We start from the raw sequence: 25,763 nt of genomic DNA, 5'->3' as shown, positions 1-25,763 counted from the left end.
TCTCGAATCGGACAAGTAAATCGTATTTCGCTATATCATATTCTCTCCCTGGAGATACTCAACAGATGCTACCCAACTTCTCCGAGGCGGTAGCTGGGGCTGAACCCATCCTGGTCAACGCCCTAAATCGGATCCAGAGCGGAGACGCCACAAGCGGCTTCAAATCGAAAAGAGCGCGTCGTAGAACCGAATCAGTGACACCCAGACGAATTACTGTGTTGCAGTTCGGACGTCCCCGACGTTGAAAATATCCTCTTGTAGTCCGTTCCCATCGCAATCGTCGTTCGGGCATTCGTAGTGCCATCCGTCACGCGTCGCATCGCCCTCGCGAAATCGATCCCCGCAAACGTGACAGCAAAGTTGTGATTTCTTACACGAATCCCGGTGCAGCTCAAGCGCAAGTTCAGTCTGAAACGACTGATTACAGTTACGACAGGTGTGCATGTTTCGTCAGACGACAGCATCCGTAAAAACTGCTTGGGTTCTCTTATTCTACACGAGCGGCTCTGGTCGGCGTCCTTTCTATCGATTCAGTTCCACGAACGCACAACGAACGACGAGAGGAGTCCTCGGATTCGAAGGCTCTCGTTTTCCGCCTCTCGAAAGCGATAAGCGAGCGCGATCTCGTCCAAAGTTAGTGTCTGAAATCAGTTACGTCCTGTGTTACGACCGGTCAGTCTATCGGTCTACTTGTCCTGGCCGAGAATGCCTCGTTCGGTCATCTTGGCCGGATCGAGAACCTCGTCAGCCTCATCCTCGGTGAGGTACTCCTTTTCGAGGGCGACTTCGCGAACGGTTTTGTCCTCTTTGAGCGCCGTTTTGGCGACTTCGCTAGCCTTGTCGTAGCCGATGTGGACGTTGAGTGAGGTCGCGAGCGCCATCGATTCGAGCACTGCCGACTCACAGTGGTCGCGGTTCGCTTCGATCGGGTCGACGAATCGATCCGCGAAGATCGAACTCGAGTTCGCAATCAGTTCGGCGGACTCGAGGAAGTTGTGCGCGAGAACTGGTTTGTAGAGGTTGAGATCGATCTGGCCTTCGGCGGCGGCCGAAGAGACCGCGGCGTCGTTTCCGATAACCTGCTTGTGGACCTGGTTGACGGCCTCGGCGACGACGGGGTTGATCTTGCCGGGCATGATCGAGGAGCCGGGCTGGTTTTCGGGCTGCTCGAGTTCGCCGAGTCCGTTTCGAGGACCGGATGCGAGCAATCGGAGGTCGTTTGCGATCTTATTGAGCGAGCCAGCGACGACTCGAAGCGCGCCGTGTGCCTCGGACATCGCGTCGTGGGCCGCCTGGGCCTCGAAGTGATTGTCGGCTTCGCGGAACTGAACGCCGGTCTCTTTGGTGATGTACTCCGCCGCGCGGCCGGGGAACTCCTCGTGGGTGTTCAGGCCCGTTCCGGTCGCGGTTCCGCCGAGTGCGAGTTCCGAGAGGTGATCGCGGACCTTGTCGACCCGGGAGAGTCCCTTTTCGACCTGAGCCCGGTAGCCTCCGAACTCCTGGCCGAGCGTGACCGGCGTCGCATCCTGAAGGTGCGTTCGACCGGTCTTGACGACGTCGTCGAACTCGTCTTCTTTCCGCTCGAGGGACTCACGAAGCGTATCGAGCGCCGGGATGATGTCCTTTTCGACGGCCTCGAGGGACGCAACGTGCATGGCCGTGGGGATCACGTCGTTGCTGGACTGACCGTAGTTGACGTGGTCGTTCGGGTGAACGACACGGTCACCGACCTCTGCACCCATGATTTCGGCGGCGCGGTTCGCGATAACCTCGTTCGCGTTCATGTTGGAGGACGTTCCCGAACCGGTCTGAAAGACGTCGACGGGGAACTGATCGTCGTGTTCACCCGCGATGACCTCGTCGGCCGCTTCGATGATCGACTCCGCGATTTCGTCGTCGACGAGCCCGAGGTCTCGATTCGCCTGTGCCGCGGCCTTCTTGACGACGCCGAGGGCCCGAACGAACCGCCGTCCGAACGAGATTCCCGAGATGGGGAAGTTCTGGATCGCCCGCTGGGTCTGTGCGCCCCAGTAGGCGTCTTTGGGAACCTGCATTTCGCCGAGACTGTCCTCCTCGATGCGGAACTCGCCATCGTCTACCATACGCAGAGTGTGTCGGTGAGTCAGGTAAAAGCCACCGAAAGCCCGACGCCAACGGCGGCAAGCGGCGCGGAGATAACACACGGCGATCGATCAAAAGTGCGGTTTCGAAGGGCTACAGACCGGTCAAGTAAAGTCTACAGTTAACCCGAGATCGTCGTCTTGGGCTCGCTCACGTAGCGTCCGCTGGAGTTGTTTTCGACTGGTGATGTTTACGTCTCGAGCGTCCTCGAGTTCCAGGTCGTAGATCGTCGGTGCGGTCATCGAGAACGAACTGGAACTCGCGGTATCGACGACGACCGAGGCGAGACCGAGCCGTCGCTGAAAGACCGAGCGGCGCGTCGAAACCGTCTGAATGCGGTAATAGGGGATGACGGTCGTTCGACGACGCCAGAAGCCGCGCCGAACCACGAGGTGATCCTCGCCGACGAAATACTGGATGTTGACGTAACGCAGGTGAGCCGCGGGCGGAACGGCGAGGAATACGATCGCGGCGAGATACCACTGCTCGAGCGTCGTCGCCAGCGAGACGCCGAACGCGATGGCAACGATCACTCCTGCGATAATCGAGTACCGGGCGAGGTACCGTCTGCGAGCCAGTTCTGGCGGGCTGAGGAACTTTGGCGTCTCAGCTCCGGTCAATCGCTCGGTGAACTCGTAAACCCGTGACTTCCGGGCGAGCGGAACAGCGGACTGACTGCCGCTACTGCTTTCCGGGCCGTAGCCGGCCGTCTCGATCCACATTCCCGCGTAGTCGATCAGCCGCTGTAGCGGGTTGTCAGTCACGGTGACCGACTGGATTTTTTCGGCAGGAATCGAGCCGCTATAGCGCTGTACCAGCCCGCGTTCGTAGACGAAGTCCTGGCCGGCACGGCTGAGTTTGAAGCCGTAGTACGTTGCGAACGTGTAGGCGACGCTCACGAGATACGTGACCGCAACGGCGTAGACAAACGAAACGGCCGTCAAAATACCGTAATTACCGGCGGTTCCCGTCTCGAGGTCTTCCGGCCCGCCAACCGGTTGTGCCACGGTGAGTAAGTGGTTGATCACCGGGTCGATGGCAATGAAAACGAAAAACAGGAGCGCTGCGCCCACTGCTGGCCGGAACGACGTGAACGAGTACAAGAGCAGCTCTCGAGCCTCGAGACCGAACAGCGATTTTTCCCGTTTGGCGTGATCCCGTCGCTGAGCGGCTGTCGAAGGCGACTCGTGGTCGACTGACGGCTCTCCACCTCGACCATCGACAGTCTCGTCGGGGTGTTCGATCGGATCTCCCGCTTCGTTTCGGTCCCGAGCGGACTCCGAATCGGCCGCTGGAACGTCCTCGAGGTCATCCGCCGAAGACTTCTCTTGCGTTTCCGTCGCTTTCGCAGTTCGGCGACGAATCTCCCGTTGAAGCCGGTTTGCTTCTTCCTCGCTGACGAAGTTCAGGACGGCTTCCGTATTGCCGCCGCCTGCGGTTTCAATCGAGACGACGGCGAGACCGAGGAGCCGCTGGAGAATACCGACCCGAACGTCGACGTTCTGGATTCGTCTGTAGGGTATTTCTCGAGACCGCCTCGAGAAAACGCCTGAGGAAACGTCAAACGTAGTGTCAGTGATCTCGTACTCGAACCGAAAGTAGTAGACGATTCCGTAAGTTCCACCGAGGAGGAACCCGAGCGGGACGGCGACGGTCATCCAGGCGCCCGAAACAAAGTCGACGAAGGCGGCAAGCCCGGTGACGACCGTGAGGGCGACAAATAACCCGGCAAGCGCACGCCGAAGTGCCAGCGTGACGGCACTCAATGGGTGAAGTCGATTCATACGGCGTCGTCCGTATCGCTCTCGACGGCCAGTTCTCGGAGCGTATCCTGCAAACTCCGGGCACGGTCGGGCGTCAATCCGGGAACCCGGACATCCGCGTTTCGCGATCCTGCAGTGTAGACGACGACGCTCGAGAGGCCGAGCGCGCGCTCGATGGGACCGAACTGGGTATCGACGTGTTGGACCCGGACGAACGGCACCGCAGTTTCGACGAACGTCACGACCCCTCGCTCTAAATAGAGGGCGTCGTCTTGCAGTTCGAACTGCCAGACCTGATAGAGCCGAACCGCGTAGGCGATTCCGAGGATTGCGGCGACCGCGATCACCGCGGCGATCACCCCCATCGGAACGTCGACAACTATTCGATCAACACCGACGAGCACCGCGCCGAGAATCGCTGCGACGATCGCACCTTGTGCGATCCACAGCAGTCGAATCCGGGAATTAAGCGACTCCATGTCAGTATCGTATTAGTTCTGAACGATAAATGTAGGGTTATCTTGATCGGTTACGAGGCGTCCTCGTACTCTTCGGGCGTGTAAGTCGATAGCTCGAGAGCGTGAATATCGGTCGTCATGTGTCCGTCGAGTGCGTCGTACACGTTCTGGTGTTGTTGGACCAACGAAAGGCCGTCGAACGCCGGGGAGACGACCGTCGCGGCGAGGTGGTCGTCATCGTGTTCTCCCCTCGCCCGCGTGACGGTCGCGTCGGCGTCTTCGAGCTCCGATTCGATGAGGTCCTCGACGTCTGCTGGATTCATATCGGTAGCTTGGGGTCCTCGAGGCAAAAGCGCCGCGGTACGGCCGTACCGCCCAGCGCCCGTACATCCACGTCGTTTATGCTGGTCGACTTCCCGAGTGAGCATATGTCCCTCGCGAGCGAGACGCGCCGGGCGGCACGGAATCATCCGTTTTTGATCACCGCACTGCGCGCTGGCGTTATCAACTACACCGCCGGCGCACGCTTTCTCGATGTCGACGGCGAAAACGAAGCCGTCGCGACGGCGCTTCGCCGATACGCAGAAGAGCTTCCGGAGTACGACGCAAAATCGCCGGAGATCCGCGTCACTATGGAAAGCGGTATCGGACCGGTTCAGGTTGACGGGGAGGGTGCCGATTTCGAGAACGTACTCTCAGTCGACGGATCGGTATTCGGTCCAGACGGTGACGGACATACCGCCGTTTTCGCGTCTGGGGCCGTCGATCCATCGCATTTGGGTGAAGCTTTGCAGGCGCTCGAGTTCGAGGATATCGAGGTCGGCGGCGCGGGGTTCAGCGACGGGGCGGTGATCGTCGTCGTCGAGCGACTGGCGGGAGCGAACGCCGTTCGAACGATCGAACGTGTGCTCAAGGAAACCTCGACACCACGAAGCGGGTAAAACTTCCCTCAGTATCGACTGTTTTCGACGTTCCACAGCGCTGTAACGCAAATTGCACCGATTACGAGTACCGCTATCAGCGAGTTGAATCCGACGGTCACTCCGAACCTCGCAAAACCGAGGCCAACCAGTACGGCCCCGAGACTGCCGCCGAGATAACAAAGCGACCGAAGTCCGCCGATCATCGCACCTGTATGCCGATCGGAGCAGTCGCTTGCGTGGCTGTTAATAACGCGATCTCGAGCGGGAAGGATACTGTTCAGGCCGAGGCTGAACACGGCGAGCGTAGCGAGAACGTGCGGTAGCGAAGAAACGAACGAGAGCACGGCGAGCGCAACGGCGGCGGTTACGAATCCGGCAACGAGGATTGGGATAGCACCGACCCGATCTCTGAAAACGCCACCGGTGAGAGCCGCTATCGCCCCGACGCCGAATATGCCTCCGGCGTAAAGACCACCGACCGTAAGCGAAAGCGATGTCGTTTCGACCAGATATAGCGGAAGAATAGCCAGAAGAGAGTTCGATGTCGTCGTGAACGCCGTTCCGAACGCGATCACTAGAAGCGTAGTAGTCGCACACAGGTGCTCTCTGAACGTCGAAAGCGCCTGTCGCGCAGTCGGCCCACGCCCGACCTTCGAAGCGGATCGAATCGATACGGGGTTCACGAGATAAGCGAGCAAAACAAGTGGGACGGGAACGAGAGCGAGCAAAAGCGGTACCGTATAGACATCGTACTTCGTGAGTAGTATCGCGATAGCGACGGGACCCACCACGTATCCCAGCGGGTTCGCAGCGGTGAGCAGTCCCAACGCAGCCCCTTCCATCCTCTCGGGAACAGTGTGAGCGACCGCGATCTGGCTGACTGCTCGATAACTCCCGATTCCGGATCCGATAACGAGAACAGCGAGGAAGACGTGTGCGTAACTGCTAGCGACGGAGAGCGAACCGAGCGCAACGGTAGTCGCCAGAATGCTGGATGCAATAATCGTTCCAGGACCGAAACGATCGGCGAGGAGGCCTGCGGGGAACTGGCTTAGTGCGTACCCGCTAAAAAACGCGCCGAAGAGAACGCTGACCCCCGTGTAGGTTATCCCTGTTACCTCCAGAAAGTCGGGAAGGGATACCGAGAACGTAATGCGGTAAACGCTTAGTACGAACCAGATCAGCGAAAGGATGGCAACGCCGATAAACGCCGATGGAACGGTTTCAGGGCCGAGCGGGGAGACTACCGTAGTACCGTCATCAGCGTGTCCCCTTCCCGGTTCCTTTTCACCCATTGTATCAGCTGATAAGAGGGTAACACATAACGGTTCTTATCTTGTTACCATGCTGTCTTTTTCGCGGCGGATAGTTTTGTCCGCAAACGCTCCTAGCCGTTCCCTTCAGTCGGGATCCGGCCGGGGAGGTTCCCGAACGGCCAGAGAGTTCGTACCCTATCCAACGCTTTAACTTCGATCCGTGGTTACGGAAACGTAATGACCCTACGTATAACGAACACGCTGACGGGTGAATCCGAGCCGTTCGAGCCACAGGACCCCGATAACGTCTTGCTCTACTACTGTGGCCTGACGGTTTCGGACCCGCCCCACCTCGGCCACGCGCGCTCGTGGGTGCACGTGGACGTGATGCACCGCTGGCTCGAGTATCTCGGCTACGACGTTCGACACGTCGAGAACTTCACCGACGTTAACGAGAAGATCGCCGCACGCGTGGGCGAAGACGACCTCGGTGAGAGCGAAGCGGAGGTCGCTCGGACGTACATCGATCGGACGATTTCGGATATGGGATCGCTCAATCTCCTCCGAGCGGAAGTCTACCCTCGAGTCTCCGAACACGTGCCAGAGATCATCGAACTCGTCGAAACGCTGATCGAAAAGGGCTACGCGTACGAATCGAACGGATCGGTGTACTTCGACGTGACGCAGTTCGAGGAGTATGGGAAGCTCTCGAATCAAAATCTCGAGGAGATCGAAGAACAGGGCGAACCGGACGAACGAAGCGAGAAGCGCCATCCAGCTGATTTCGCGCTCTGGAAGGCTGGCGGCGTCGATCCGGACGCGATCAAGGAACACCGCCACGAGGGAGTCGCGGGCGAACCGCCCGAGGGGCTGACGTGGGACTCCCCCTGGGAAGAGGGCCGTCCCGGGTGGCACATCGAATGTTCGGCGATGAGCATGACCCACCTCGGCGAGACGCTCGACATCCACGTTGGCGGACGCGACCTCGTCTTTCCACACCACGAAAACGAGATCGCCCAATCCGAGGCGGCGACCGACCACCAGTTCGCGAACTACTGGCTCCACTGCGAGTTGTTCCAGATGGACGACGAAAAGATGTCCTCGAGTCTGGGCAACTTCGTCACCGTTAGCGATGCCGTCGACGCGTGGGGGACGAACGCGCTCCGAACGTTCCTCACCGCCGGCTCGTACAACAGCAAACAGCTGTACTCCGATGAAACGATCGCCGAAGCCAGAGAGCGCTGGGATCGGCTCGAACGAGCCTACGAAACCGCCGTCGGCGCCGTCGATTCACCCGATGCGAAAACGAAAGCCGAAGACGACGAGCTTCGAAACGCGGTCGAAAGCGCTCGAGACGAGTTTATGGCGGCGATGAACGACGATTTCAACACCCGGAAAGCCCAATCGGCCCTGCTCGAGGTCGCGACGGCGATCAATCGTCACGTAGATGCGGTTGCGGAAACCGAGCACGGCGCTTTCGACTATCGCGGGCTCCGCCGCGCCGTCGAAACGCTCGAGGAACTCGGTAGCGTTCTCGGACTCTCCTTCGACGGCGAGACGACCGGGTCTGCTGAGCTTGCAGGGGACGTCGTCGAACTCGTTCTCGACGTTCGTGAAGAAGAACGCGACCGCGGAAACTACGAGCGCGCCGACGAGTTGCGAGACGAACTCGAGGCCCTCGGCGTCGAAGTGCAGGACACGGACGACGGGGCGACGTACCGACTCGAAACTGACGAATAACCCAGTCGAGCCCCACTTTCGCCACCGGTAGGATCGGATTACACGACGGTGGAGTCGGGAGGGCACACGATACTTTTACTGCTATCGAAAGTGGCCGAGTACTATGAACCGACGAGTATTCATCGCAACCGTCGGGGCCGGGGGTAGTGGACTCACTGCGGGGTGTATCGGAAGCTTTCTCGAGGATTTGACCACGTACGAGGCGATACCCGCTGCGGTCTCAGGCCACGCGCTCGAGGAAACTGGCTACGAGCACGACGGAACCGATGAGTGGGTCGAAGAAGAATCGGTCGCGAGCGAGACGGTCGAAGTGACGAACTACGCGAACGAGTACAGTCGAACGATCGACCTATCGGTGCTCGGCCTCGGTGAAATCGAGGCCGGCGTGTTCGGAACGATCGCGACGCCACAGGTCGAGATCGCCGGAGAAAATCACAACCCTATCGGAGAGATGGGGCCGGGAGAACTTCTTGAACTCGTGCAGGATCGGTACGGAGAGCTTTCCGTGGAAACCCAGACAGACGTCGGTCAACGACGACTCGAGACGCTTTCACAGGCGATATCGATTACGACCTACGAGGGCGAAGCAGAACTCGATGCGGAAGGGAGCGTCGGCGTCTTCGTCGATCTTTGCCAACTCGACAATAAAGAGGATCACCTGGTTTTCGCGGGCGTCTATCCGCAGGACATCCCCGACGAAAACGAGCGGATCGACAGCTTGATCGAAGGTGTCGAGCACGGGGACGAGTGACGACTTCTTAGAGGCTGAACGCGGCCATAACTTAGAGACCGAGTGCTTAGAGACCGAGCGCGGTCATAATCGACAGCCCGCTTGCAAGAGCCCCGACGAGGTAGCCGGCGATTGCGCCGCCGTTGAGTAGCGGTAAGCCGGCGTGGGCTCTCCCCTTCATCACCATATACATCAGAATAAGGAGGCCGATGTTGGTTCCGATGACCGCGCCGAGCGCCGGTGCGTTCAATGCGATTCCCGGAACATCGATCGTGCCCGCTTCTATGAAGAACGCGGCGCTTGCAACCAATATCGTCGGGATCACCGCGTCGCCAAGTCCGATAAAGAGGGCGTCTCGACCGCGTTCCTGGTCGCTACCGCTCTCCTCGTTCGTCTCGTCCGTGCTCGTATCCGAGTCTTTTTCGCGCTGTTCGAGGAGTGCACCGCTGTTTGCGCCGCCGCTCTCTCGGCCACCGTTTTGTTCGAGTTGCGTGTCTTCATCTGTCGTAGTTGTCCTCGCGTTCGAAGCGTTCTCATTGCTCTCCGAACTCGACGTATCCTCGAGGACGCCGTCGGTACTCCCTTCGGAGAGATAGGAGTAGGGAAGCGTCGTCGGGACGATGAAGATGACGGGGATCTTGAGGTCCATTACGCCGTCGGCAAGATCGAGCATGTGCTCGGTTTTGTAGACGCTGATCGCGTCGTATATCGCCAGCACGACGAGAAACAGGATCGCCGGGAGCAAGCCGAAACTGATGCCGAACAGTCCGGCGGCGCCGGCACCCATCAACACCCCGGCGGTGTCGATGACGTACCACTCCGGATAGAGCAAAAGTGCACCTGCGACTCCAGCGGCGGCCAGCAGTGCGACCGCGTTTACCGACCCAACCGTGACAACTGGTGGGATGATTTCCATGAAGACGAACCAGGAAAGCATGCCGCTCACACCGATGATCAACCCTCGAATCAATCGCTCGGCATCGTATTTAAATGCCGCGAGCATCAGTCCGGTAGCGATGAGGATGACCGCAAAGTAGATCGCGCTGTTAGTCGGATCCGTAGGGTCCTCGACGGCCTGTCGGTCGGAATCGTGGAACGGTTCGACTAGGGCTAATGCGCCGAGTTGGACGCCGAGAAACAGCAGTACCGTCACGCCGACCGCGAGGACAATCCGAGCCCGATCGTTCATGTAGGGGTCTTTGGATCCCTATGGTATCTGTGTTTTCTTCTTCGAGGAGGGAGAATTGAATAGCTCGGTAACGGGGATCTAGGCGCTCATAGGGTCGGTTATACCTGTTTCCCGGTTTGTCGCCAGAACGAGGGTGGCGAATGGACGGAAATGACTTCCAACCCAACCGACCCTATCAAAGATGAGACTCGAAAACGAAACGGGACGACCTCAAAAATGAACGCGACTACCGAGCGTACAATGTCGTACTGACCAACGACGGGTTGTGGACGTCGTCGTCGGTCGTCACCGCGAGGTACGGTTTGTCTACGGGACCGAACACGTCGACGACGCGTCCGATCTCTTCGAGGTTGTCGTCGAGGACGGTCGTTCCGATCGCGTGGTCGATGTCGTCCGCCGATCCACCCGTCGTATCGTCGTCCGCTCTGAGGATCGCGAGTCCCTGTGAAATCCGGACGACCTGGCCAACCCGACGCATCACTCTCGCATCGCGACGACGTAGGCCGCCACGGCCTGAACCAGATCGTTCTTCGTCGAATCCTCCGCTCCGCGGACGACGACGCGACCGCGCTCGTCCCACGGGGCTCTCGAGTAGGACTTATCGCGTTCGACGACCGCGTCGTAACCGATCTGCTGGACGGCCTGTGCGATTTCGTCGACTGTGGGCTCGTCGACGGCGAGATCCTCGGGGACGCGTCGTCCGTCGGCCCGAGAACAGGTCGCATCCAGATAGGCGGGCCAAATGACGTTTTCGACCATACTCGTCCATGCGAAGGCCCGCGAGTAAACCCTTTTCATAGCGATGGGGACTCGAGGCCGAAACAGTCGAACGAATTAGTTCGAGGCCGGAACAGGCGGACGAATTCGAACGTTTCGTACTGACGAGAGAACTGTCTACGAGCGACGTCGAAGCGCAAACAGGCTCGCCGCGATCAGTGCCGCCGCAGCGGCTGGGACGCCGAATCCGGGAATGGTATCGTCGCCACTTTCGTCGTCTGTGGTCTCCCCTTCATCGTCACCCTCGCCGTCGTTTGCTCCGTCGTCCCGGTACTCCGAATCGAGTTCCTCGAGATCGGCTTCGATTGCTGCGTAGGCGTCTGGATAGACGCCTTCGACGATTTCATCGATAGCGAAGACGACCTGCGGGGCGGGCTGACTCATCGCGTTATCGTCAACGGGCAAGATGTTGTCTTCCTCATAGGCTGTCGTTTCGTCAACGCCGGCGCTGAACTCGTACTCGTCCATTCCGTCGTCAGGATGGATGATCCATTCTGGGTCCTCGTCGACGATCTGTTCGGAGTCGACTTCGCCCCAACCCTCGAGGCCGACCCGTTCGGCGAGGTTTTCGACGCCGGCAGTCGTCAGTACCTCGTCCTGGAACGACTCGGTTCCGGCCGTTTGGCCGGCGCGCATGTCGTAGAACGCGAGCGGTCGATCGTCGGCGTCCTCGGCCGTCGCGTTCTCGAGCAGGTCGATCCGTTCGTCCATCCACTCGACCGAGGTTTCCGCTCCGTCGCACTCACCGACGAGTTCGCCCGTGGTGAGTGTATTGTCCTTTACGTCGTCTATCGAATTTCCTTCATCGAAGACGTAGACATTAAGTCCGGCTTCGCGAAGCTGTTCGATGTCGTCGTCGAACGTCGCGTTGGCCGCAAGCACGATATCAGGATCGAGCGCGACGATTTGTTCGTCGAGCACCGTGTAATCCTCGTCCATTACGGCTTCTCTATCGCCCATATCGAGATCTTCGGTTGCCGGCGTGTCGGGCATTCCGTCGAGTCGGTCCTCGGCACCGATCTCGAACATCGTCTGCGCGTCGCTGGGCTGGAGTGCAACGACTGAATCGGGTGCATCCTCAAGGGAGATCGTTTCGCCCGTCGCGTCAGTGTGTTCGACGGGGTACTCACACTGTGCATCTGCGGCGGTTGTCGCCGTCGAACCTACCGCACCAGCCGTGCCCGTTCGATCGCCCGCGTCGGCTTGTGCGACTGGACTCGCCGAGGCCAGCGGAGCAAGCGCTGAGACGACGAGTAAAACGGTCAAAAACACTGCCAATTGCTGTTTCATCTGGGTGTGTATCCACGATACTTCAACAAATATTTGACTACTCCAAGCGTGGTTTTGTTCGATGAAGCGATCGGTCCGAACCGTCACCTGGTCGGCAGGCTTGACCTGCCTTCTCGTCGCCGTCGTGGTCGTCAGCGCCGGGCTCGGATCGGTCTGGATCGAACCCACAACTGTCGGAATGGCGATCCTCAACGCGATCGTTATCCCGACCGGGATCGCGATAGAGAGCGGCTCTCTTCCCGTGGTCGGCTGGTCGGTTCCGGTTCCGGGCCTCGAGTACGCCGGGGTATTCTCGTTCGATGTCTCCGCGACGAATCAGGTCATCGTCGAGACGCTTCGGCTTCCCCGAATCGCACTCGCTGCGACGGTCGGATTTTCGTTGGCGGCCGCCGGAACCGTGATGCAAGGGTTCTTTCGCAATCCGCTGGCCGACCCGTCGATAATCGGCGTTTCCTCGGGCGCGGCCGCGGGCGCGGTTGCCGCGATCGCGTTTCCCGCACTGATTCCCTTCGGCGGTCTCCACCTCGCGGCGTTCGTCGGGGCGCTCGGAACGGCCTTTCTGGTCTACGCGATCGCGACCGAGGGCGGACGGACGCCCGTCGCGACGTTGCTCCTAGCCGGTGTGGCGGTTCAGGCGTTTCTCGGTGCCGCCATCTCATACATGCTCGTCTACAGCGGCGACGACCTCCGGGAAGCCGTCATCTGGATGATGGGACATCTCCACAACAGTTCCTGGGGAGACGTCGCGTTCGCCCTGCCGATCTCGGTCGTCGGGGTTCTCATCCTCGGCGGGTTCACTCGAGAGATGAACGTTCTCTTGCTGGGTGAGGAAGACGCCCATCACCTGGGCGTCAACGTCGAACGGACCAAACTCTTCTTGCTCGCGCTCGCGAGTATCATCACCGCCGCGGGAGTCGCCGTCGCCGGCGTCATCGGCTTCGTCGGCCTCGTCGTCCCGCACATCATGCGGTTGATCGTCGGTCCCGATCACCGAATCCTGCTCCCAACGAGCGCGCTCGCGGGCGCATCGTTTCTCGTCGCGACGGATACGATAGCTCGGCTCGATTCTGTGTCGTTACCCTTGGGAATCGAGTTCGGAATGCCCGTAGTCCCGGTAGGTATCGTCACCGCCGCGCTCGGAGCGCCGTTTTTCCTGTTCTTGCTCACTCGTCGGGAGGTGCACTCGGTATGACTAACCGATACGGAACGGCCGATGACGAGGGTTTGGACGCTCGCGATTCGAGCGAAACGGTTGGCACGGTTTCCGTCCGAAACCTCAAGCTCTCGTTCGACGATGTCGCTATCCTCGAGGACATCTCACTCACCGTCGAACCGGGCGAGTTCGTCGGATTCGTCGGTCCGAACGGGGCCGGAAAGACGACGCTACTCCGCGCCATCAGCGGCGCACTCGAGCCCGACGCGGGTCGGGTTACGATCGACGGCGTCGATATCCACGACGTGTCCTCACAGGCCTCGAGCCGGCTCGTCTCGGTCGTCCCGCAGGATACGAGCCTCTCGTTTTCGTTTCCCGTCCGGGACGTTGTCGAGATGGGGCGTCACCCGCATCGATCTCGGTTCTCTCCGCCGACGCGCGAGGATCGGGACGCGGTCGACCGAGCCCTAGAGCGGACCCGTACCGAAGCCCTCGCGGATCGCCCGATTGACGAAGTGAGCGGGGGCCAACGCCAGCGGGTCGTGCTTGCTCGAGCCGTCGCACAGGAGACGCCCGCCCTCCTGCTCGACGAACCGACGGGGAGTCTCGACATCAACCACCAGGTCGAAACCCTCGAGTTAGTCCGCGAGCTGGTCGACAGCGGGCGAGCCGTCTGTGCGGCGATTCACGACCTCGATCTCGCGGCGCGGTACTGCGACAGGGTGGTGATGCTCGCCGACGGCGGCGTTCGGCGGACGGGAGCGCCGGAGGCGGTGTTATCTGCGGAGACGCTCTCAGACGTGTTCAATTCGAACGCGGCCGTGACCGAGAACCCGGTCACCGGAACGAGTACGGTCACGGCGCTTCCGGCCGCCGAAAGCGCTGATTTCGATGGAGGCCGGAAAACGGAAACGCACACCCCTACGGATGGAGGCCGGAAAACGGAAACGCACACCCCTACAGTTCCCGATCGGGTTCACATACTTGGCTCCGGATCCGCAGCCGTCGGCGTGGTGGCGCGATTGAGGAATGCGGACGTCGAAACCTCCCTCGGCCCGGTTCCGAGTGGCGATATCGCCGCGGAAACAGCCCGTCGACTCGAGATCGAACGGATCGAAGCGCCGCCCTTCGATTCGCTCTCCGAGAGCCATCTCGGAGAGTTGGAGCAAGCAATCTCGGAGAGCGACGCGGTGGTATTAGCCGACGTGCAAATCAGCTCGGGCAATCAGCTCGTTCTCGAGGCGGTCGATGCGGCTGAACCGCTCGTCGTGATCGAAACGCGGTCGTTCGAGGACCGACACTTCGCAGGTGAAGAAGCCAAAGAACTGTACGAAACGTGTCGTGTGAGCGCGCTCGAGGCAAGCGTCGAACGGGTTCTCGAGGCAGTTTCGCGGGCGACCACCGAGGATGTCGATTTCGCCGGGCCGAATGGGAGAGAGTCATCCGAACCGGCGAAATCGACGACCAACCCGACAGAGACGAACTCACCGGAGTCGTCGAATCCGCCGGGACGGTAACGGCTACTCTACCGGGACGGTGTAGATTGAATCTCGGGTCGGGCTCGTCAAGAAGCGGGTACGAACTGATCCGGACGAACTGAACGGTTTTTTACCCTTCGGCCTCCGAGTCATCGACAATGACCGAGGACGAGTACGATTACGAGGCACTCGGACTCGTCGCCGGGCTGGAAATCCACCAGCAACTCGATACGGCGACGAAGCTGTTCTGTCAGTGTCCGACGGAGTTGCGCGAACCCGAGGAAGCGACGCGTCAGTTTACCCGCTATCTCCACCCGACGCGGAGTGAGCTCGGCGAACTCGACGACGCCGCCGTCGAGGAGAGCAAGGTCGACCGAGAGTTCACTTATCTTGCCTACGACTCGACGTGTCTGGTCGAGGAAGACGACGAGCCGCCTCACCGGCTGGACGAGGAAGCTCTCGAGACCACGCTCGAAGTCGCACAGCTGATGGATATGCACCCGGTCGATCAAGCGAACGTCATGCGAAAGATCGTCGTCGACGGCTCGAACACGTCGGGCTTCCAGCGCTCGACGCTTATCGCGACGGGCGGTTCGATCGAGACGAGCGAGGGAGCGGTCGGCATCGAGGACCTCCTCCTCGAGGAAGAGAGCGCCCAGCGCGTCGAGGAAACCGACGACGGCGTGACCTACAGTCTCGACCGGCTCGGCATTCCGCTCGTCGAAATCGGAACCAGCCCAGATATTCGGTCGCCGGAACAGGCCCTCGAGGCCGCAGAGCGAATCGGTATGTTACTTCGCTCGACCGGCAAAGTCAAGCGCGGACTCGGAACGATTCGCCAGGACGTCAACGTCTCCATCGAGGAGGGAGCACGCGTCGAGATCAAGGGCGTCCAGAGCCTCGACGACATCGACGACATCGTTCGCAACGAGGTGAGGCGGCAGGCGAAACTCGTCGAGATCGTGACCGAACTGGACGATCGAGACGCTTCTGTGGGAGATTCTCAGGACGTAACGGACGTCTTTGCGAACACCGACAGCGGCGTAATCGGCGGCGCGCTATCCTCGGGCGGATCGGTGACTGCCGTTCCCCTCTACGGGTTCGACGGGATCGTCGGCCGGGAGATCGCACCCGACCGACGGCTCGGAACCGAGTTCTCGGATCACGCCAAACGCCACGGTGCGGGTGGTATCTTCCACACCGACGAGCTTCCGGCCTACGGCGTGACTCCAGAAGAAGTTGCGGCGTTGCGAGACGCCGTCGGTGCCGGTGAACAGGACGCCGTCGCAATCGTCGCCGCGGATACTGACGTTGCGGAGTCGGCGATCGAAGCCGTCGCATCGCGTGCGCAAACTGCACTCGAGGGTGTCCCGGAGGAAACGCGCGGGGCGAACGACGACGGAACGACCAGATACCTCCGTCCGCTTCCCGGTGCCGCGCGGATGTACCCCGAAACGGACGTGCCGCCCGTCGAACCCGATCCGAGCGACGTCCCCGAACCCGAACTCCTGACGGAAAAAGTCGAACGCTACCAGGAGGAGTATGGACTGGGAGCCGGGCTAGCGAATCAGGTCGCCTACGGCAAGTACATGCCCGTCTTCGAAGATGTAGTTGCTGATGGCATCGATCCGACGCTAGCCGCGACCACCCTCGAGTCCACACTCACCGAACTCAGACGCGACGACGTTCCGGTCGGGAAGTTGAGTCAGCGCCACCTCGAGGAAGTCTTCGAGTTAGCCGAGGGGGGTGAGCTTCCGAACGAGGGGATCCCGGATCTGCTGACGGTGTTGGCCAAAGAACCCGAGCAGTCGGCCGAGGACGCCGCCGAAGAAGCTGGACTCGGCTCGGCGGGTGAAGACGAAGTTAGAGAGGCGATCACCGAGGTCGTCGAACGTAACGAGAAGCAGGTCGAATCCGAGGGGATGCAGGCGTTCTCCGGGCTCATGGGCGAGTGCATGGGTGCACTCCGCGGAAAAGCGGACGGCGACCTCGTCAGCGAGGTACTTCGCGAAGAGATCCAGAAGCGAGCCTGATTCGTCGACCTATTCGGGACGGCTATCGACTACGTATCTCGGGATTCTGAAGGGGGCTGGTTTGGCTTTTTCGACGCCTGTTGGTTTGGCTGTTCCGACACCCGCTGGTCCGGCCGTTCCGACACCTGCTGGTCCGGCCGTTCCGTCGCGCGTCGTAACAGGCCGAGGAAGGTGTTGATCTCTCCTTCGGTTGGATCCGCTCTCCCGTAGATGCGGCGGATCATTCGCATCGTTTTCTCCCGTTTTTCCTCGGGGTGGTTGAGTTCCACGAGGAGATCGCCCCACTGGTCGTAGAGGCGCTCGAGCAACGGTTCCGGCGCACGAACCCGTTCTCTGTCCGGAAGCTGAGTGTCTGCGTCCTCGAGAGTGAGGGTCCTGAGTTCGTAGAGGGTGATCGTTGCGGCTTGGCCGAGATTGAGCACGGGGTATTCGGCGCTTGCAGGGATCGAACAAATCTCGTCCATCCGGCTCAGTTCCTCGTTCGTGAGGCCGACGCGTTCTCGACCAAAGACCAGTACTGTGGAAGCGTCGACCGCGGGTAGTCGCTCGGCCAGTTCGGAGGGAGTCGTGTACGGAAACCGAACGTGGCTCTGGTCATCCTCGTTCGTAACGGCCGTACAGCCGATCGTGTGGTGTTCGTCGACGAGTTCGTCGAACGAAAGTTCCGTGGCGTTAGGCAAGATATCGTCTCGAGCGTGGCCAGCGAACCCGTAGGCTTCGCCATCCGGATCGAGTTCCGGCGGGTCAACGAGCAATAGATCCTCGAAGCCGAAGTTCTTCATCGCTCGAGCGATGGTTCCTACGTTCCCGGGAGTCGTCGCGTCCACAACTGCCACGGCGGGTGGATCACTTGAGGCCATGTACTCCGCTAATCGTGAGCAGGGAAAAGAAGTCTGTTCGAAGGAAGTCCCGGTGGATGGAGAGACGCCTCGAGAAAGAGGGGGAAAGTGAGGGACGGTCGTGGTGAGGGACGGTCGTAATGACGGAGCGGTCGTGGTGAGAAGAGTTTTAGAACAGGATGGGTCTGATGGGATTGTAGTAATGAAGTTGGTTGGAGTGAGTTGGAGTGAGTTGATAGAATCAATAGAGTTGATGGAGTTGGAGTGGAGCGGACCGCTTGAAGCGGATTAGCCCGACCGGTTGGAGTGGGGATGTGTTAAACTACCTCACCTTCTAATCATCAGTTACTAGTTCTATACTAGCTAGTTCTAGGTAATTCTAGTTGTTGTTCTTGTAGAGTAAGTAGAGTAAGAGAAGAAGGGAACTAGAACTGATCTAGTCTAGTGGTAGTAATCTAGTGTAATCATTTCTTGATAGGGCGTTCGGCTGTCTCTACGCTGAATACGGCGGTTTCTACCGATCTCAGAAAATGGATTGGATTGATTGGGGGTGAGACACCTCCTTCGCGTTTGTAACGGTGTATGTGGGTGGGGGTTCTGTTTGGGAACACACCTTTGTCGCGGGTGTAATCTTGCCTGGAAAATGATGGTAGGTCCGGAATTCGTCGATATTCAACAACCCCACCCCCACATTTGACGTTACAAACGCGACGGGGGTGTGTGTCCCATCGCATCACGCATCCCATCCCTTCGTCGCAAAGTCCCCCCTTGCTGTGGCGATCGAGTTCAGGTTCGGATCGGACCTGATTGTTCCGCGAGCGAGTGCAGATTTCTCGTTGACTCGGTACCACTTATCGGACGTATCCAGCCATCACAACAGATCCTCGAGAGCGCTCGTCGAATCCGGTCGAAGACGAAAATCAGGCAGCGAAATCGAACAGGGAGCACCCCCATGATGCGTGTCAAAAATCGGTTTCGCGCGCGAGGCAGTCAATTCCGTGAGCGAGAGTATCCTTGTCACGGCGTGCGATTTCATCTCGATTTCTCGACCGTATGGATTGCGATCGATTCGTTGGACGAACCGTTCTCAACTCGAGTCTGGAAAGAACGAGCCGAGCAGTCCGGCTCGAACGAACACGTTACTTCAACTCATCGGATCTGTGAATAGATCAGGGCGTACTAGTGCTTGATTTGTTGCGTACTACAATTGTACGTCGTGTTGATCCACCTTCGAATAGATTCGCGTGCGTACTGATTCCCGTCGGCTACGGTCAACACTTCTCTCCCATTTTTCAGCCCTCTTACACTCGCGACACTGGTGTGGGGGTCCGACTCAAGACACCCCAGATAGAAACGCGAGAACAGCTCTTTTCTCGAGAGTCCGCAATTGCCGGGTTTCAGACCTCAGAAAAGGGGTACATATAACATTTACACACGCGAGGTAACCCTATGGGTTTATGATTGGCCAATTAGTATCGTTTCGGTACTGGAATGTCCTCCAACGATGACCGGGACCCGCTCTTTCGGTACGATGATCCAATCTTCGCCGACGAGCGTTTGCTCGAGATTACGCATCTTCCAGGACCCGACAGAATCGTCGGGCGGGACGAGCAGATGCAGCGGGTTGCCGATGCACTAAACCCTGCAGTGTTTGGGAGCGAGCCGAATCACCTGTTCATCTTCGGGAAGACGGGAACCGGGAAATCGCTGATCTCTCGGTCGGTCACTCAGCGAGTGATCACGGAAGCCGAACGCGACGACGTGACCGTCAAATACGCCTTTATCGACTGTGGAGAGCAAAATACCGAAGCCTCGGTCGTCAAAACGATTGCACAGATCGTAAACGAACCGGACAACAGCGGCATCACCGTTCCCGACCGCGGACTCGGAACGGGCGATTACTACAAGCGACTCTGGCAAACGATCGATCACTGTACCGATGTCACGATCGTTATCCTCGACGAGATCGATATGCTCGAGGACGACGAAATCCTCCGAAAACTTTCTCGAGCCGGCGAGAACCGACGGATTTCGGATTCGGCGATCGGCATCATCGGTATCTCGAACAAGATCGACTTTCCGGATCACCTCTCCGAACGGGTCAAATCGAGCCTCTCACGGGACGAACTCGTCTTCTCGCCGTATGACGCGAACCAACTCGTCGAGATACTCGAGAAGCGCCAGGACGCGTTCCATGACAGCGTTCTCGAGGACGACGTGATTCCGCTGACTTCCGCGCTCGCGGCGCAGGAACACGGTGACGCACGGAAAGCGATCGACATCCTCCGAAACGCGGGCCGGCTCGCGAAGAAACAAAACGACGCACGTGTGACTGCCGAAAATGTTCGAGAGGCAAAAGAAAAGACCGAAGCCGATCGGTTCAACGAGTTGATCGAGGGATCTCCCCAGCAGGCCAAGGCAATTCTGTACGCGCTCACCCTATTGACCCAGAACAGTTCCCAAAAAGAGTTTCCGACGAAGATTATCTACAATCAGTACAAGGAACTTGCGAGACGACTCGACTTCGACATCCTCTCGGAACGTCGCGTCCAGGAAATCCTCCAGGAGCAGAACTTCCTCAACGTGATTCAGTCCGAGCGAAAGGGTCGAGGGCGGGGCCGCGGTGCCCACGCCAAACACCGACTCCTCGAGAACCCGTCGATCGTCAAGAAGGTGCTGTTGCGAGATTCCCGACTCGCGCTTCTCGAGGAAGGTGCGGACGCTGAAGATCAGCAGACGAAACTCGGCCAGTAATCGACCGGAACTAATTCCTCGGGTAATAGCACTGTACGAAACAGTAGTCGACGATAACTGAGTCAGTTGACCGCAACCGCGATACCTTTTTGTCTCCCTTCCTCACTGTCCGTATGAACAGCGTCGACGCTGCTGGACTGGGTATCGGTGACGAGCATCCAGCGCGGGTAATGGGCGTTTTAAACGTGAGCGAAGAATCGCCCTACGATCCGAGCGTATACGATGACCCCGCCGATGCGGCGGCGTACGTTGACGAGGAACTCATCGGCGAGGGGGCGGATATCGTCGATATCGGCCTCGAGTCCGCGAACAAACGGTTCGACGTCCTGACGGCTGAAGAAGAACTCGACCGTCTCCACGTCGCACTCGAAACGATCGATCAGACCGCCGGCGATGCGGTGTTTTCGATCGAGACTCGGTATGCCGCTGTCGCGGACGAGGCGCTTTCTCAGGGGTTCGATATGGTCAACGATATCTGCGGATTCGCCGATCCCAAGATGCCCACCGTTTGTCGAGAGCAAGACGCCGCGGTCGTCAAAATGGCGAGTCCACCGGATCTCGAGCGTCCCGGTGCGGTCGAAGAAACCGATTGGGCGGATCGCAAATCTCCAGCGTGGGCCGAGAAGGCGGATTACGTCGATATGGTGCACGAATCGTTGAAGCAGAACGGATTCACGGACAAGACTATCGTCGATCCGGCTTTCGGCGGGTGGAGCGAGGCCAAGACCACCGAGCACGATCGCGAGACGTTTCGCAGGCTTTCGGAGTTCCGCTCGCTCGGAAAACCGATGCTGGTCTCGATCAACCGAAAAAACTTCCTCGGAGAGATCGCGGGCCGCGAGACGGACGAGCGGCTTCCGGTAAGCCTCGCGGCGACGTCGATGGCGATCGAACGCGGAGCCCACATCGTTCGAACCCACGATGTCGCCGAAACGCGCGACGCCGCGCGCATCGGGTCGACGTTTGCCGAGCGCGATCAGCCGCTTCTCGACGGATCGGAGTAAGCCGACTCGAGGGGCGACCCGATCGATCACAACGATTCTCCGTCGGTCACAGTAGAACCAATTGAGTATAGCTCAGTGAGACTGAGTACCGCAGAACACAATTGAGTACAGCTCAGAGAAACGAATTCCAGCAGACAGTGATGCCCTCGGCGGTGCCGATATACAAAGGGGCCTCTCGATGAAGCAGAACGATTCTTCGTTGAGCGATGATGGATCCTTTTTCTCGGCTTTCAACCGTTCTATACAGTGAAAACAAGACTATTGTTGATTATAGGATGGGTATTACCGATGTCTTGCAGTAAGAGAAAGCTTATACCGAAGGCTTCGAAAGAGGGGAATGGACGCCGGGCGGCCTCCCGGGTAGGGGTACTTTGGAGGCGACCCCCGGCCCACAACACGGAATTATTGTGGTACTACATCCGAAAGAGACATCTATACACATCTTAATTGGAAGTATACATTCCATAACTGGGAGAAACTCCGCAAGCCGAGCGGAACCGCACCGCTTTACAGTTATGGAACTAGTCTCATCGCGAGCTACCCCGAGACCCCAACGCATGGAATACAACGAATTCGAACCCGTCTACGAAGCTATCTTGCAGGATTTCGACTTCGATCGGTCGGCCGACGAGCGCGCACGCGACATTCTCGCGGAAATAGCGGAGCCGTTCGACCTCGAGCATCTCCGCGGTACCCGGGACCGAACCGTCGCGATAGCGGGCGCGGGACCCTCTCTCGAGACGCCGGACTCAATCGAACGCGCTCGCGACTGCGATGTCGTGTTCGGTGCCTCGACGGCGGTCGATGCGCTCGAGGATCGCGGCATCACGGTCGACTGTATGGTGACCGACCTCGACAAAAACCCGGAGACCGTCGTTCGGTTGACCGAGCGCGGGACGCCCGTCGCCGTTCACGGCCACGGCGATAACATCTCCGCGGTGCGCGAGATCGTTCCGGCGTGTACGTCGGAGTTCGTTCTTCCGACGACACAGGCGCCACCGTCCGGTCCCGTCCGCAACTTCGGCGGATTTACCGACGGCGACCGAGCGGCGTTCCTCGCGGATGCACTCGGCGCTTCGACCCTTGTTTTCGTCGGCTGGGATTTCGACGATCCGTCCGTCAATTCGATGAAAGCGAAAAAACTCGAGTGGGCGAAACGACTGCTGTACTGGCTCGAGACGCGCCGCGAAGAACGGTTCGCCGTTCTTGATGGACACCGAGATCTGATCGAGACGACCGCGCTTCCGCTCGAGAACCGTTCTTGATTCCAGCACAATTCTCCTGGTCATCGAGAACGTACTACTTATCGAGAACGCACCTTCACCGAGCGCCCTTGGTCGCCGAGAGCACCCCTGGTCGCCGAGAGCGCGCCTGATCAGTCGGCGTCGGCCTGTTCGCTCTCGTGAAGCTGACCCATTCGACTCTTGAGATCGATTCCTCGTCGGTTGAACCAGTAGACTCGAGTTCGGTAGAAGACGTACCCGAGCGCCATCCATCCGACTAAGACGCCGACCATCAGCGGTAGCTGTGTTGCCACGAGCACCCACAGGAACGCCGCAGATCCGACTGCGCCGACCGCGGTGACCTTCAACAGCCACGGCGGGAGTTTGTACAACGAGTGTTCGTACCGCTTGGGGTATACTTTCGGGAGATTCCAGAGCGCGATGCCGGCCACGGCGAGCCCAAAGAGGATCGTCATGGAGAGTGCGACCGAGAGCGTCACGGTACCGGGAGAGAACGGGGCGACGAGAAGCGGTGGGACTCCGAGCAGAATCACCGCGACGTACGGTGAATCGTACTGCTCGTGGATTCGAGCGATCGCCGAGGGAATAATATTGTCGCGGCCCGCTCGCATCAGGAGACGAGAGTACGCGGTGTAGGTCATATTGATAGAGGTGAGCGCTCCCATCGCCGCGGCGACGAGGACGAGCGCAGTGAGCGAGGCCGGAGCAGTGTCCATCGACACCTGTGCGACTGCGGCGTCCATTCCGCCGAGTGTCTCCCAGTTCGTCGTGCCGACGAGGACGATGACGAGGCCGATCAACAGCGTCAACGAAATGGCGGCGGAGAGACCCAGTACGCGCGGGATGTTTCGAGCGGGATCTTTCATCTCTTCACCGAGTTCGACGACGAGGCGGAAGCCGCGCAACGGGAAGTACAGTGAAACGATCGCGACGATAACGGGCGCGGTTCCTTTGGGGAACAGGGGCGTGTAGTTCGACGTTTCGACGGCGAACGCCCCGGGAACGATGAACGCGGCCATTCCGACGACGATCAGCGACACCATCAGGAACTGGATGATCGCCACCATTCGAATGCCGAGTACGTTCAAGATAATGAACGGGATGAGCAAGCCGTAAATCAAGGTGAGTTCGGGGATCGCCGGAACGAACGAGATCGTTTCGGAGACGAACCCGACGTACTCCGCGAACCCGAGTGCGATGAACAACATTCCGGCCCAAACGCCGGGGATCGTAATCCACGGGAGTAAGAACCCCCAGAACGGCCCGACGAGGCGGGAGGCGTAGACGTAACTACCGCCCGCGACCGGAATCGCCCCACCCAACTGTAGCGACATGATGATCCCAAAGACGAGCGGAATCAGCGCGAGCAACAGTGCAAAGATAACGCCCGGACCAACGTCGCCTGCGAGGGGTCCGGGAAGGACGAACGCGCTCACACCGATCACGTTTCCAATAATTAGTACCGTGGCGCCGACCACCCCGACCTTGGTGTTGATTATCCCATGTTGTGTCATTGTCTCCCAACCATGATGATTGTTGAATGTAACTAACTGCGACGATAACAATGTTGCGGTAAAACTCACTATACCTTTCTACGGAAGAATTCTACCATAAAAAGAAAAAACATGTTTAGAAATATTCTCAAAATAATAACAACGGTTTCAACCCCACACCGATCCTTTTGAGAACGAACTGCTCGAAAGGATCGGGTTCTGTCGTAATTTCGAACGGGCCGTTACTGTCCGAGTTCTCCTCTCAGAGCCGATGGAGGAACAACTCCCGTCAGAAAAGTGCGTCTATCTCGCCACCGGTGTCCATGAGCGACGAGAACTGATCCTGACTCTGTGCCTGGATGTCCGCGTTCCGATCCTTTGCATCGATCGCCACCTGCTGGAGCGTCTCAATCCTCGGGACCGACGTAACGCCCGAGAGGAGCACGATCGATCCAACCTCGTTTTCTCCAACGAGCGGGTAATCACCGCCTCGGATTTCCATGCTTCCCGTTTCCTCCTCGAGCCACGTACGTCCGCGTTCGACGCCCTTCCTGTTCAGGTACGACGGCGGGCCGGTCGCAACTGCGAGTCCCCGTTCGGCACTCGAGACATCACACGGAAGCGTGAGCCGGCCGAGCGCCGCCTTTCGAATCAGACTCGTCAGTCGATTCGTCGCGGACAGTTCGTCCGGCGAGTCGCTCCCGCGGAATCTGGACATGAGTCCGTCTTGACTGTTCTCGACCGTCTCTCGGGCGTATCCGATCGTCGAAACGCCACCGCCCGAGAGGGTGTTGATGATCTCGGATGAATCGACGACGCTTTCGGCGACGTGATCGCCCTGTCCGACTTCGCCGGCGGCGAACAGGAGGCCGAATCGCTCGGCGATTTCTCGGTTTATCTGATCGTACCCGCTTTGGATCGATTCGCCGGTCTGTCGCCAGGCGTCGTTGTCGAAGACGAGTAAATTATCGACTTCGTGAACGAACGTCTGAAACGATCGTGCGGCGTTGAGCGTGTAGATCCCTCCTTCGTCGGTACCGGGGAGAATTCCGAGCCCGTACACCGGTTCGGAGTAGATCCGTTTGAGATGTTTCGCGAGGACGGGGGCACCACCCGAACCGGTTCCGCCCCCCATGCCGGCGACGACCAGGAATGCGTCGATCTCGTGAACCGGGACGCGATCTACGGCTCCCTGAATCTCGCCGATATCTTCCTCTGTCACCGTCGCGCCGAGTTCGTTGTCGGCACCGACACCGTGTCCTTTCACCCGTGCCTGTCCGATGAGTACCCTATTCTCCGTGGGAATCTGTTCCAGTCCCTGTAAATCAGTCGTCGCAGAGTTGACTGCGATTGCCGATTCGACGAAGCTACCGTCGATCGTGCGTTCGTACGCCAGGAACTCGTCGACCACCTTCCCGCCTGCCTGTCCGAAGCCGATGAGTGCGAGTTTCATAGCTATCGATTGTGGCCGTTCTCCGAGAGCGGTCAGCGGGGGCCCCGCCGGGCCGAGTCGGGAAC

21 protein-coding genes and 1 pseudogene are annotated in these 25,763 nt (G+C 59.2%); 9 read left to right on the top strand and 13 right to left on the bottom strand.

Going from position 1 to position 25,763, the window contains the following annotated elements; genetic code table 11:
* Nucleotides 1-210 precede the first annotated feature (210 nt).
* From QNM96_RS14920 to QNM96_RS14900, 5 genes are all read right to left on the bottom strand, one after another.
* Nucleotides 211-444: an HVO_2901 family zinc finger protein gene (locus tag QNM96_RS14920; protein ID WP_283837335.1), complete on the bottom strand. Its 234-nt coding sequence runs from the start codon at nucleotides 442-444 to the stop codon at nucleotides 211-213.
* Nucleotides 445-686: 242 nt separating this feature from the next.
* Nucleotides 687-2,102: a class II fumarate hydratase gene (locus tag QNM96_RS14915; protein ID WP_283837333.1), complete on the bottom strand. Its 1,416-nt coding sequence runs from the start codon at nucleotides 2,100-2,102 to the stop codon at nucleotides 687-689.
* 123 nt (nucleotides 2,103-2,225) lie between these two features.
* The gene (locus QNM96_RS14910) at nucleotides 2,226-3,905 is read right to left on the bottom strand and encodes a PH domain-containing protein (protein ID WP_283837331.1); all 1,680 of its coding nucleotides are present in this window, start codon (nucleotides 3,903-3,905) and stop codon (nucleotides 2,226-2,228) included.
* Nucleotides 3,902-4,363 (bottom strand): PH domain-containing protein, encoded by a 462-nt coding sequence (locus tag QNM96_RS14905; RefSeq protein ID WP_283837330.1) that lies wholly within the window; start codon nucleotides 4,361-4,363, stop codon nucleotides 3,902-3,904. The genes QNM96_RS14910 and QNM96_RS14905 overlap by 4 nt, the downstream gene beginning before the upstream one ends.
* A 50-nt stretch (nucleotides 4,364-4,413) precedes the next feature.
* A complete protein-coding gene (locus QNM96_RS14900; RefSeq protein ID WP_283837329.1) occupies nucleotides 4,414-4,665 on the bottom strand; it encodes a BolA family protein in 252 nt (83 codons plus the stop codon).
* Between the two features lie 105 nt (nucleotides 4,666-4,770).
* Here QNM96_RS14900 and QNM96_RS14895 point away from each other — a divergent pair, with 105 nt between their 5' ends.
* The gene (locus tag QNM96_RS14895) at nucleotides 4,771-5,283 is read left to right on the top strand and encodes a hypothetical protein (RefSeq protein ID WP_283837327.1); all 513 of its coding nucleotides are present in this window, start codon (nucleotides 4,771-4,773) and stop codon (nucleotides 5,281-5,283) included.
* A gap of 8 nt (nucleotides 5,284-5,291) precedes the next feature.
* Here the strand turns inward: QNM96_RS14895 and QNM96_RS14890 are convergent, their stop codons facing one another.
* Nucleotides 5,292-6,560: an MFS transporter gene (locus QNM96_RS14890; protein ID WP_283837326.1), complete on the bottom strand. Its 1,269-nt coding sequence runs from the start codon at nucleotides 6,558-6,560 to the stop codon at nucleotides 5,292-5,294.
* Between the two features lie 198 nt (nucleotides 6,561-6,758).
* On the opposite strand from QNM96_RS14890, the gene cysS reads away from it, so the two are divergent.
* Together cysS and QNM96_RS14880 are read left to right on the top strand one after the other, a co-directional pair.
* Nucleotides 6,759-8,261, top strand: coding sequence for a cysteine--tRNA ligase (gene cysS, locus QNM96_RS14885; protein ID WP_283837325.1), 1,503 nt, complete (start codon nucleotides 6,759-6,761; stop codon nucleotides 8,259-8,261).
* Between the two features lie 103 nt (nucleotides 8,262-8,364).
* Nucleotides 8,365-9,012 carry a DUF6517 family protein gene (locus QNM96_RS14880; RefSeq protein WP_283837324.1) on the top strand — a complete coding sequence of 216 codons (648 nt, stop codon included), beginning with the start codon at nucleotides 8,365-8,367 and terminating at the stop codon, nucleotides 9,010-9,012.
* Between the two features lie 46 nt (nucleotides 9,013-9,058).
* On the opposite strand, the gene QNM96_RS14875 is transcribed toward QNM96_RS14880, so the two are convergent.
* From QNM96_RS14875 to QNM96_RS14860, 4 genes are all read right to left on the bottom strand, one after another.
* The gene (locus QNM96_RS14875; protein ID WP_283837323.1) at nucleotides 9,059-10,180 is read right to left on the bottom strand and encodes a presenilin family intramembrane aspartyl protease PSH; all 1,122 of its coding nucleotides are present in this window, start codon (nucleotides 10,178-10,180) and stop codon (nucleotides 9,059-9,061) included.
* 226 nt (nucleotides 10,181-10,406) lie between these two features.
* On the bottom strand, nucleotides 10,407-10,658 hold the full coding sequence (locus QNM96_RS14870; RefSeq protein WP_283837322.1) for a Gar1/Naf1 family protein: 252 nt from the start codon (nucleotides 10,656-10,658) through the stop codon (nucleotides 10,407-10,409).
* The gene (gene srp19, locus QNM96_RS14865) at nucleotides 10,658-10,939 is read right to left on the bottom strand and encodes a signal recognition particle subunit SRP19 (protein WP_283837321.1); all 282 of its coding nucleotides are present in this window, start codon (nucleotides 10,937-10,939) and stop codon (nucleotides 10,658-10,660) included. The genes QNM96_RS14870 and srp19 overlap by 1 nt, the downstream gene beginning before the upstream one ends.
* Nucleotides 10,940-11,074: 135 nt before the next feature.
* Nucleotides 11,075-12,247 carry a PGF-CTERM-anchored ABC transporter substrate-binding protein gene (locus QNM96_RS14860; RefSeq protein WP_283837319.1) on the bottom strand — a complete coding sequence of 391 codons (1,173 nt, stop codon included), beginning with the start codon at nucleotides 12,245-12,247 and terminating at the stop codon, nucleotides 11,075-11,077.
* 61 nt (nucleotides 12,248-12,308) lie between these two features.
* Between QNM96_RS14860 and btuC the strand changes: the two genes are divergently transcribed.
* The 3 genes from btuC (at nucleotide 12,309) to gatE (ending at nucleotide 16,911) form a co-directional block, all read left to right on the top strand.
* Nucleotides 12,309-13,439 (top strand): vitamin B12 ABC transporter permease BtuC, encoded by a 1,131-nt coding sequence (gene btuC / locus QNM96_RS14855; RefSeq protein ID WP_283837317.1) that lies wholly within the window; start codon nucleotides 12,309-12,311, stop codon nucleotides 13,437-13,439.
* On the top strand, nucleotides 13,436-14,917 hold the full coding sequence (locus QNM96_RS14850; RefSeq protein ID WP_283837315.1) for a heme ABC transporter ATP-binding protein: 1,482 nt from the start codon (nucleotides 13,436-13,438) through the stop codon (nucleotides 14,915-14,917). Before btuC ends, QNM96_RS14850 begins: the two co-directional genes overlap by 4 nt.
* Before the next feature lie 119 nt (nucleotides 14,918-15,036).
* Nucleotides 15,037-16,911, top strand: coding sequence for a Glu-tRNA(Gln) amidotransferase subunit GatE (gene gatE / locus QNM96_RS14845; protein ID WP_283837313.1), 1,875 nt, complete (start codon nucleotides 15,037-15,039; stop codon nucleotides 16,909-16,911).
* A gap of 29 nt (nucleotides 16,912-16,940) precedes the next feature.
* Here gatE and QNM96_RS14840 read toward each other — a convergent pair whose 3' ends face one another.
* Entirely contained in the window at nucleotides 16,941-17,771 is an 831-nt protein-coding gene (locus QNM96_RS14840; RefSeq protein ID WP_283837312.1) for an RNA methyltransferase, read from the bottom strand.
* A 1,470-nt stretch (nucleotides 17,772-19,241) separates the two neighbouring features.
* Between QNM96_RS14840 and QNM96_RS14835 the strand changes: the two genes are divergently transcribed.
* From QNM96_RS14835 to QNM96_RS14825, 3 genes and pseudogenes are all read left to right on the top strand, one after another.
* Entirely contained in the window at nucleotides 19,242-20,504 is a 1,263-nt protein-coding gene (locus tag QNM96_RS14835; protein WP_283837311.1) for an orc1/cdc6 family replication initiation protein, read from the top strand.
* A gap of 113 nt (nucleotides 20,505-20,617) precedes the next feature.
* Nucleotides 20,618-21,460 (top strand): annotated as a pseudogene (gene folP, locus QNM96_RS14830) (dihydropteroate synthase); the annotation flags it as partial.
* Nucleotides 21,461-22,065: 605 nt separating this feature from the next.
* Nucleotides 22,066-22,773 (top strand): 6-hydroxymethylpterin diphosphokinase MptE-like protein, encoded by a 708-nt coding sequence (locus QNM96_RS14825; RefSeq protein WP_283837310.1) that lies wholly within the window; start codon nucleotides 22,066-22,068, stop codon nucleotides 22,771-22,773.
* Between the two features lie 110 nt (nucleotides 22,774-22,883).
* On the opposite strand, the gene QNM96_RS14820 is transcribed toward QNM96_RS14825, so the two are convergent.
* Together QNM96_RS14820 and QNM96_RS14815 are read right to left on the bottom strand one after the other, a co-directional pair.
* Nucleotides 22,884-24,266, bottom strand: coding sequence for an APC family permease (locus QNM96_RS14820; RefSeq protein WP_283837308.1), 1,383 nt, complete (start codon nucleotides 24,264-24,266; stop codon nucleotides 22,884-22,886).
* Between the two features lie 268 nt (nucleotides 24,267-24,534).
* Nucleotides 24,535-25,698 (bottom strand): tubulin/FtsZ family protein, encoded by a 1,164-nt coding sequence (locus tag QNM96_RS14815; protein ID WP_283837307.1) that lies wholly within the window; start codon nucleotides 25,696-25,698, stop codon nucleotides 24,535-24,537.
* Nucleotides 25,699-25,763: the final 65 nt, after the last annotated feature.

This window comes from Halostagnicola sp. A-GB9-2, from assembly GCF_030068615.1.
Lineage (GTDB): Archaea > Halobacteriota > Halobacteria > Halobacteriales > Natrialbaceae > Halostagnicola.
This window is presented reverse-complemented; position numbering and strand designations above follow the sequence as displayed.

What these genes read in the sequence shown, in the direction of transcription:
- QNM96_RS14820 (WP_283837308.1), bottom strand. Translation starts at nt 24,266, where the DNA reads ATGACACAACATGGGATAATCAACACCAAGGTCGGGGTGGTCGGCGCC.
- btuC (WP_283837317.1), top strand. Translation starts at nt 12,309, where the DNA reads ATGAAGCGATCGGTCCGAACCGTCACCTGGTCGGCAGGCTTGACCTGC.
- QNM96_RS14875 (WP_283837323.1), bottom strand. Translation starts at nt 10,180, where the DNA reads ATGAACGATCGGGCTCGGATTGTCCTCGCGGTCGGCGTGACGGTACTG.
- cysS (WP_283837325.1), top strand. Translation starts at nt 6,759, where the DNA reads ATGACCCTACGTATAACGAACACGCTGACGGGTGAATCCGAGCCGTTC.
- QNM96_RS14835 (WP_283837311.1), top strand. Translation starts at nt 19,242, where the DNA reads ATGTCCTCCAACGATGACCGGGACCCGCTCTTTCGGTACGATGATCCA.
- QNM96_RS14840 (WP_283837312.1), bottom strand. Translation starts at nt 17,771, where the DNA reads ATGGCCTCAAGTGATCCACCCGCCGTGGCAGTTGTGGACGCGACGACT.
- QNM96_RS14905 (WP_283837330.1), bottom strand. Translation starts at nt 4,363, where the DNA reads ATGGAGTCGCTTAATTCCCGGATTCGACTGCTGTGGATCGCACAAGGT.
- QNM96_RS14860 (WP_283837319.1), bottom strand. Translation starts at nt 12,247, where the DNA reads ATGAAACAGCAATTGGCAGTGTTTTTGACCGTTTTACTCGTCGTCTCA.
- srp19 (WP_283837321.1), bottom strand. Translation starts at nt 10,939, where the DNA reads ATGGTCGAAAACGTCATTTGGCCCGCCTATCTGGATGCGACCTGTTCT.
- QNM96_RS14915 (WP_283837333.1), bottom strand. Translation starts at nt 2,102, where the DNA reads ATGGTAGACGATGGCGAGTTCCGCATCGAGGAGGACAGTCTCGGCGAA.
- QNM96_RS14900 (WP_283837329.1), bottom strand. Translation starts at nt 4,665, where the DNA reads ATGAATCCAGCAGACGTCGAGGACCTCATCGAATCGGAGCTCGAAGAC.
- QNM96_RS14920 (WP_283837335.1), bottom strand. Translation starts at nt 444, where the DNA reads ATGCACACCTGTCGTAACTGTAATCAGTCGTTTCAGACTGAACTTGCG.
- gatE (WP_283837313.1), top strand. Translation starts at nt 15,037, where the DNA reads ATGACCGAGGACGAGTACGATTACGAGGCACTCGGACTCGTCGCCGGG.
- QNM96_RS14850 (WP_283837315.1), top strand. Translation starts at nt 13,436, where the DNA reads ATGACTAACCGATACGGAACGGCCGATGACGAGGGTTTGGACGCTCGC.
- QNM96_RS14815 (WP_283837307.1), bottom strand. Translation starts at nt 25,698, where the DNA reads ATGAAACTCGCACTCATCGGCTTCGGACAGGCAGGCGGGAAGGTGGTC.
- QNM96_RS14880 (WP_283837324.1), top strand. Translation starts at nt 8,365, where the DNA reads ATGAACCGACGAGTATTCATCGCAACCGTCGGGGCCGGGGGTAGTGGA.
- QNM96_RS14825 (WP_283837310.1), top strand. Translation starts at nt 22,066, where the DNA reads ATGGAATACAACGAATTCGAACCCGTCTACGAAGCTATCTTGCAGGAT.
- QNM96_RS14895 (WP_283837327.1), top strand. Translation starts at nt 4,771, where the DNA reads ATGTCCCTCGCGAGCGAGACGCGCCGGGCGGCACGGAATCATCCGTTT.
- QNM96_RS14890 (WP_283837326.1), bottom strand. Translation starts at nt 6,560, where the DNA reads ATGGGTGAAAAGGAACCGGGAAGGGGACACGCTGATGACGGTACTACG.
- QNM96_RS14870 (WP_283837322.1), bottom strand. Translation starts at nt 10,658, where the DNA reads ATGCGTCGGGTTGGCCAGGTCGTCCGGATTTCACAGGGACTCGCGATC.
- QNM96_RS14910 (WP_283837331.1), bottom strand. Translation starts at nt 3,905, where the DNA reads ATGAATCGACTTCACCCATTGAGTGCCGTCACGCTGGCACTTCGGCGT.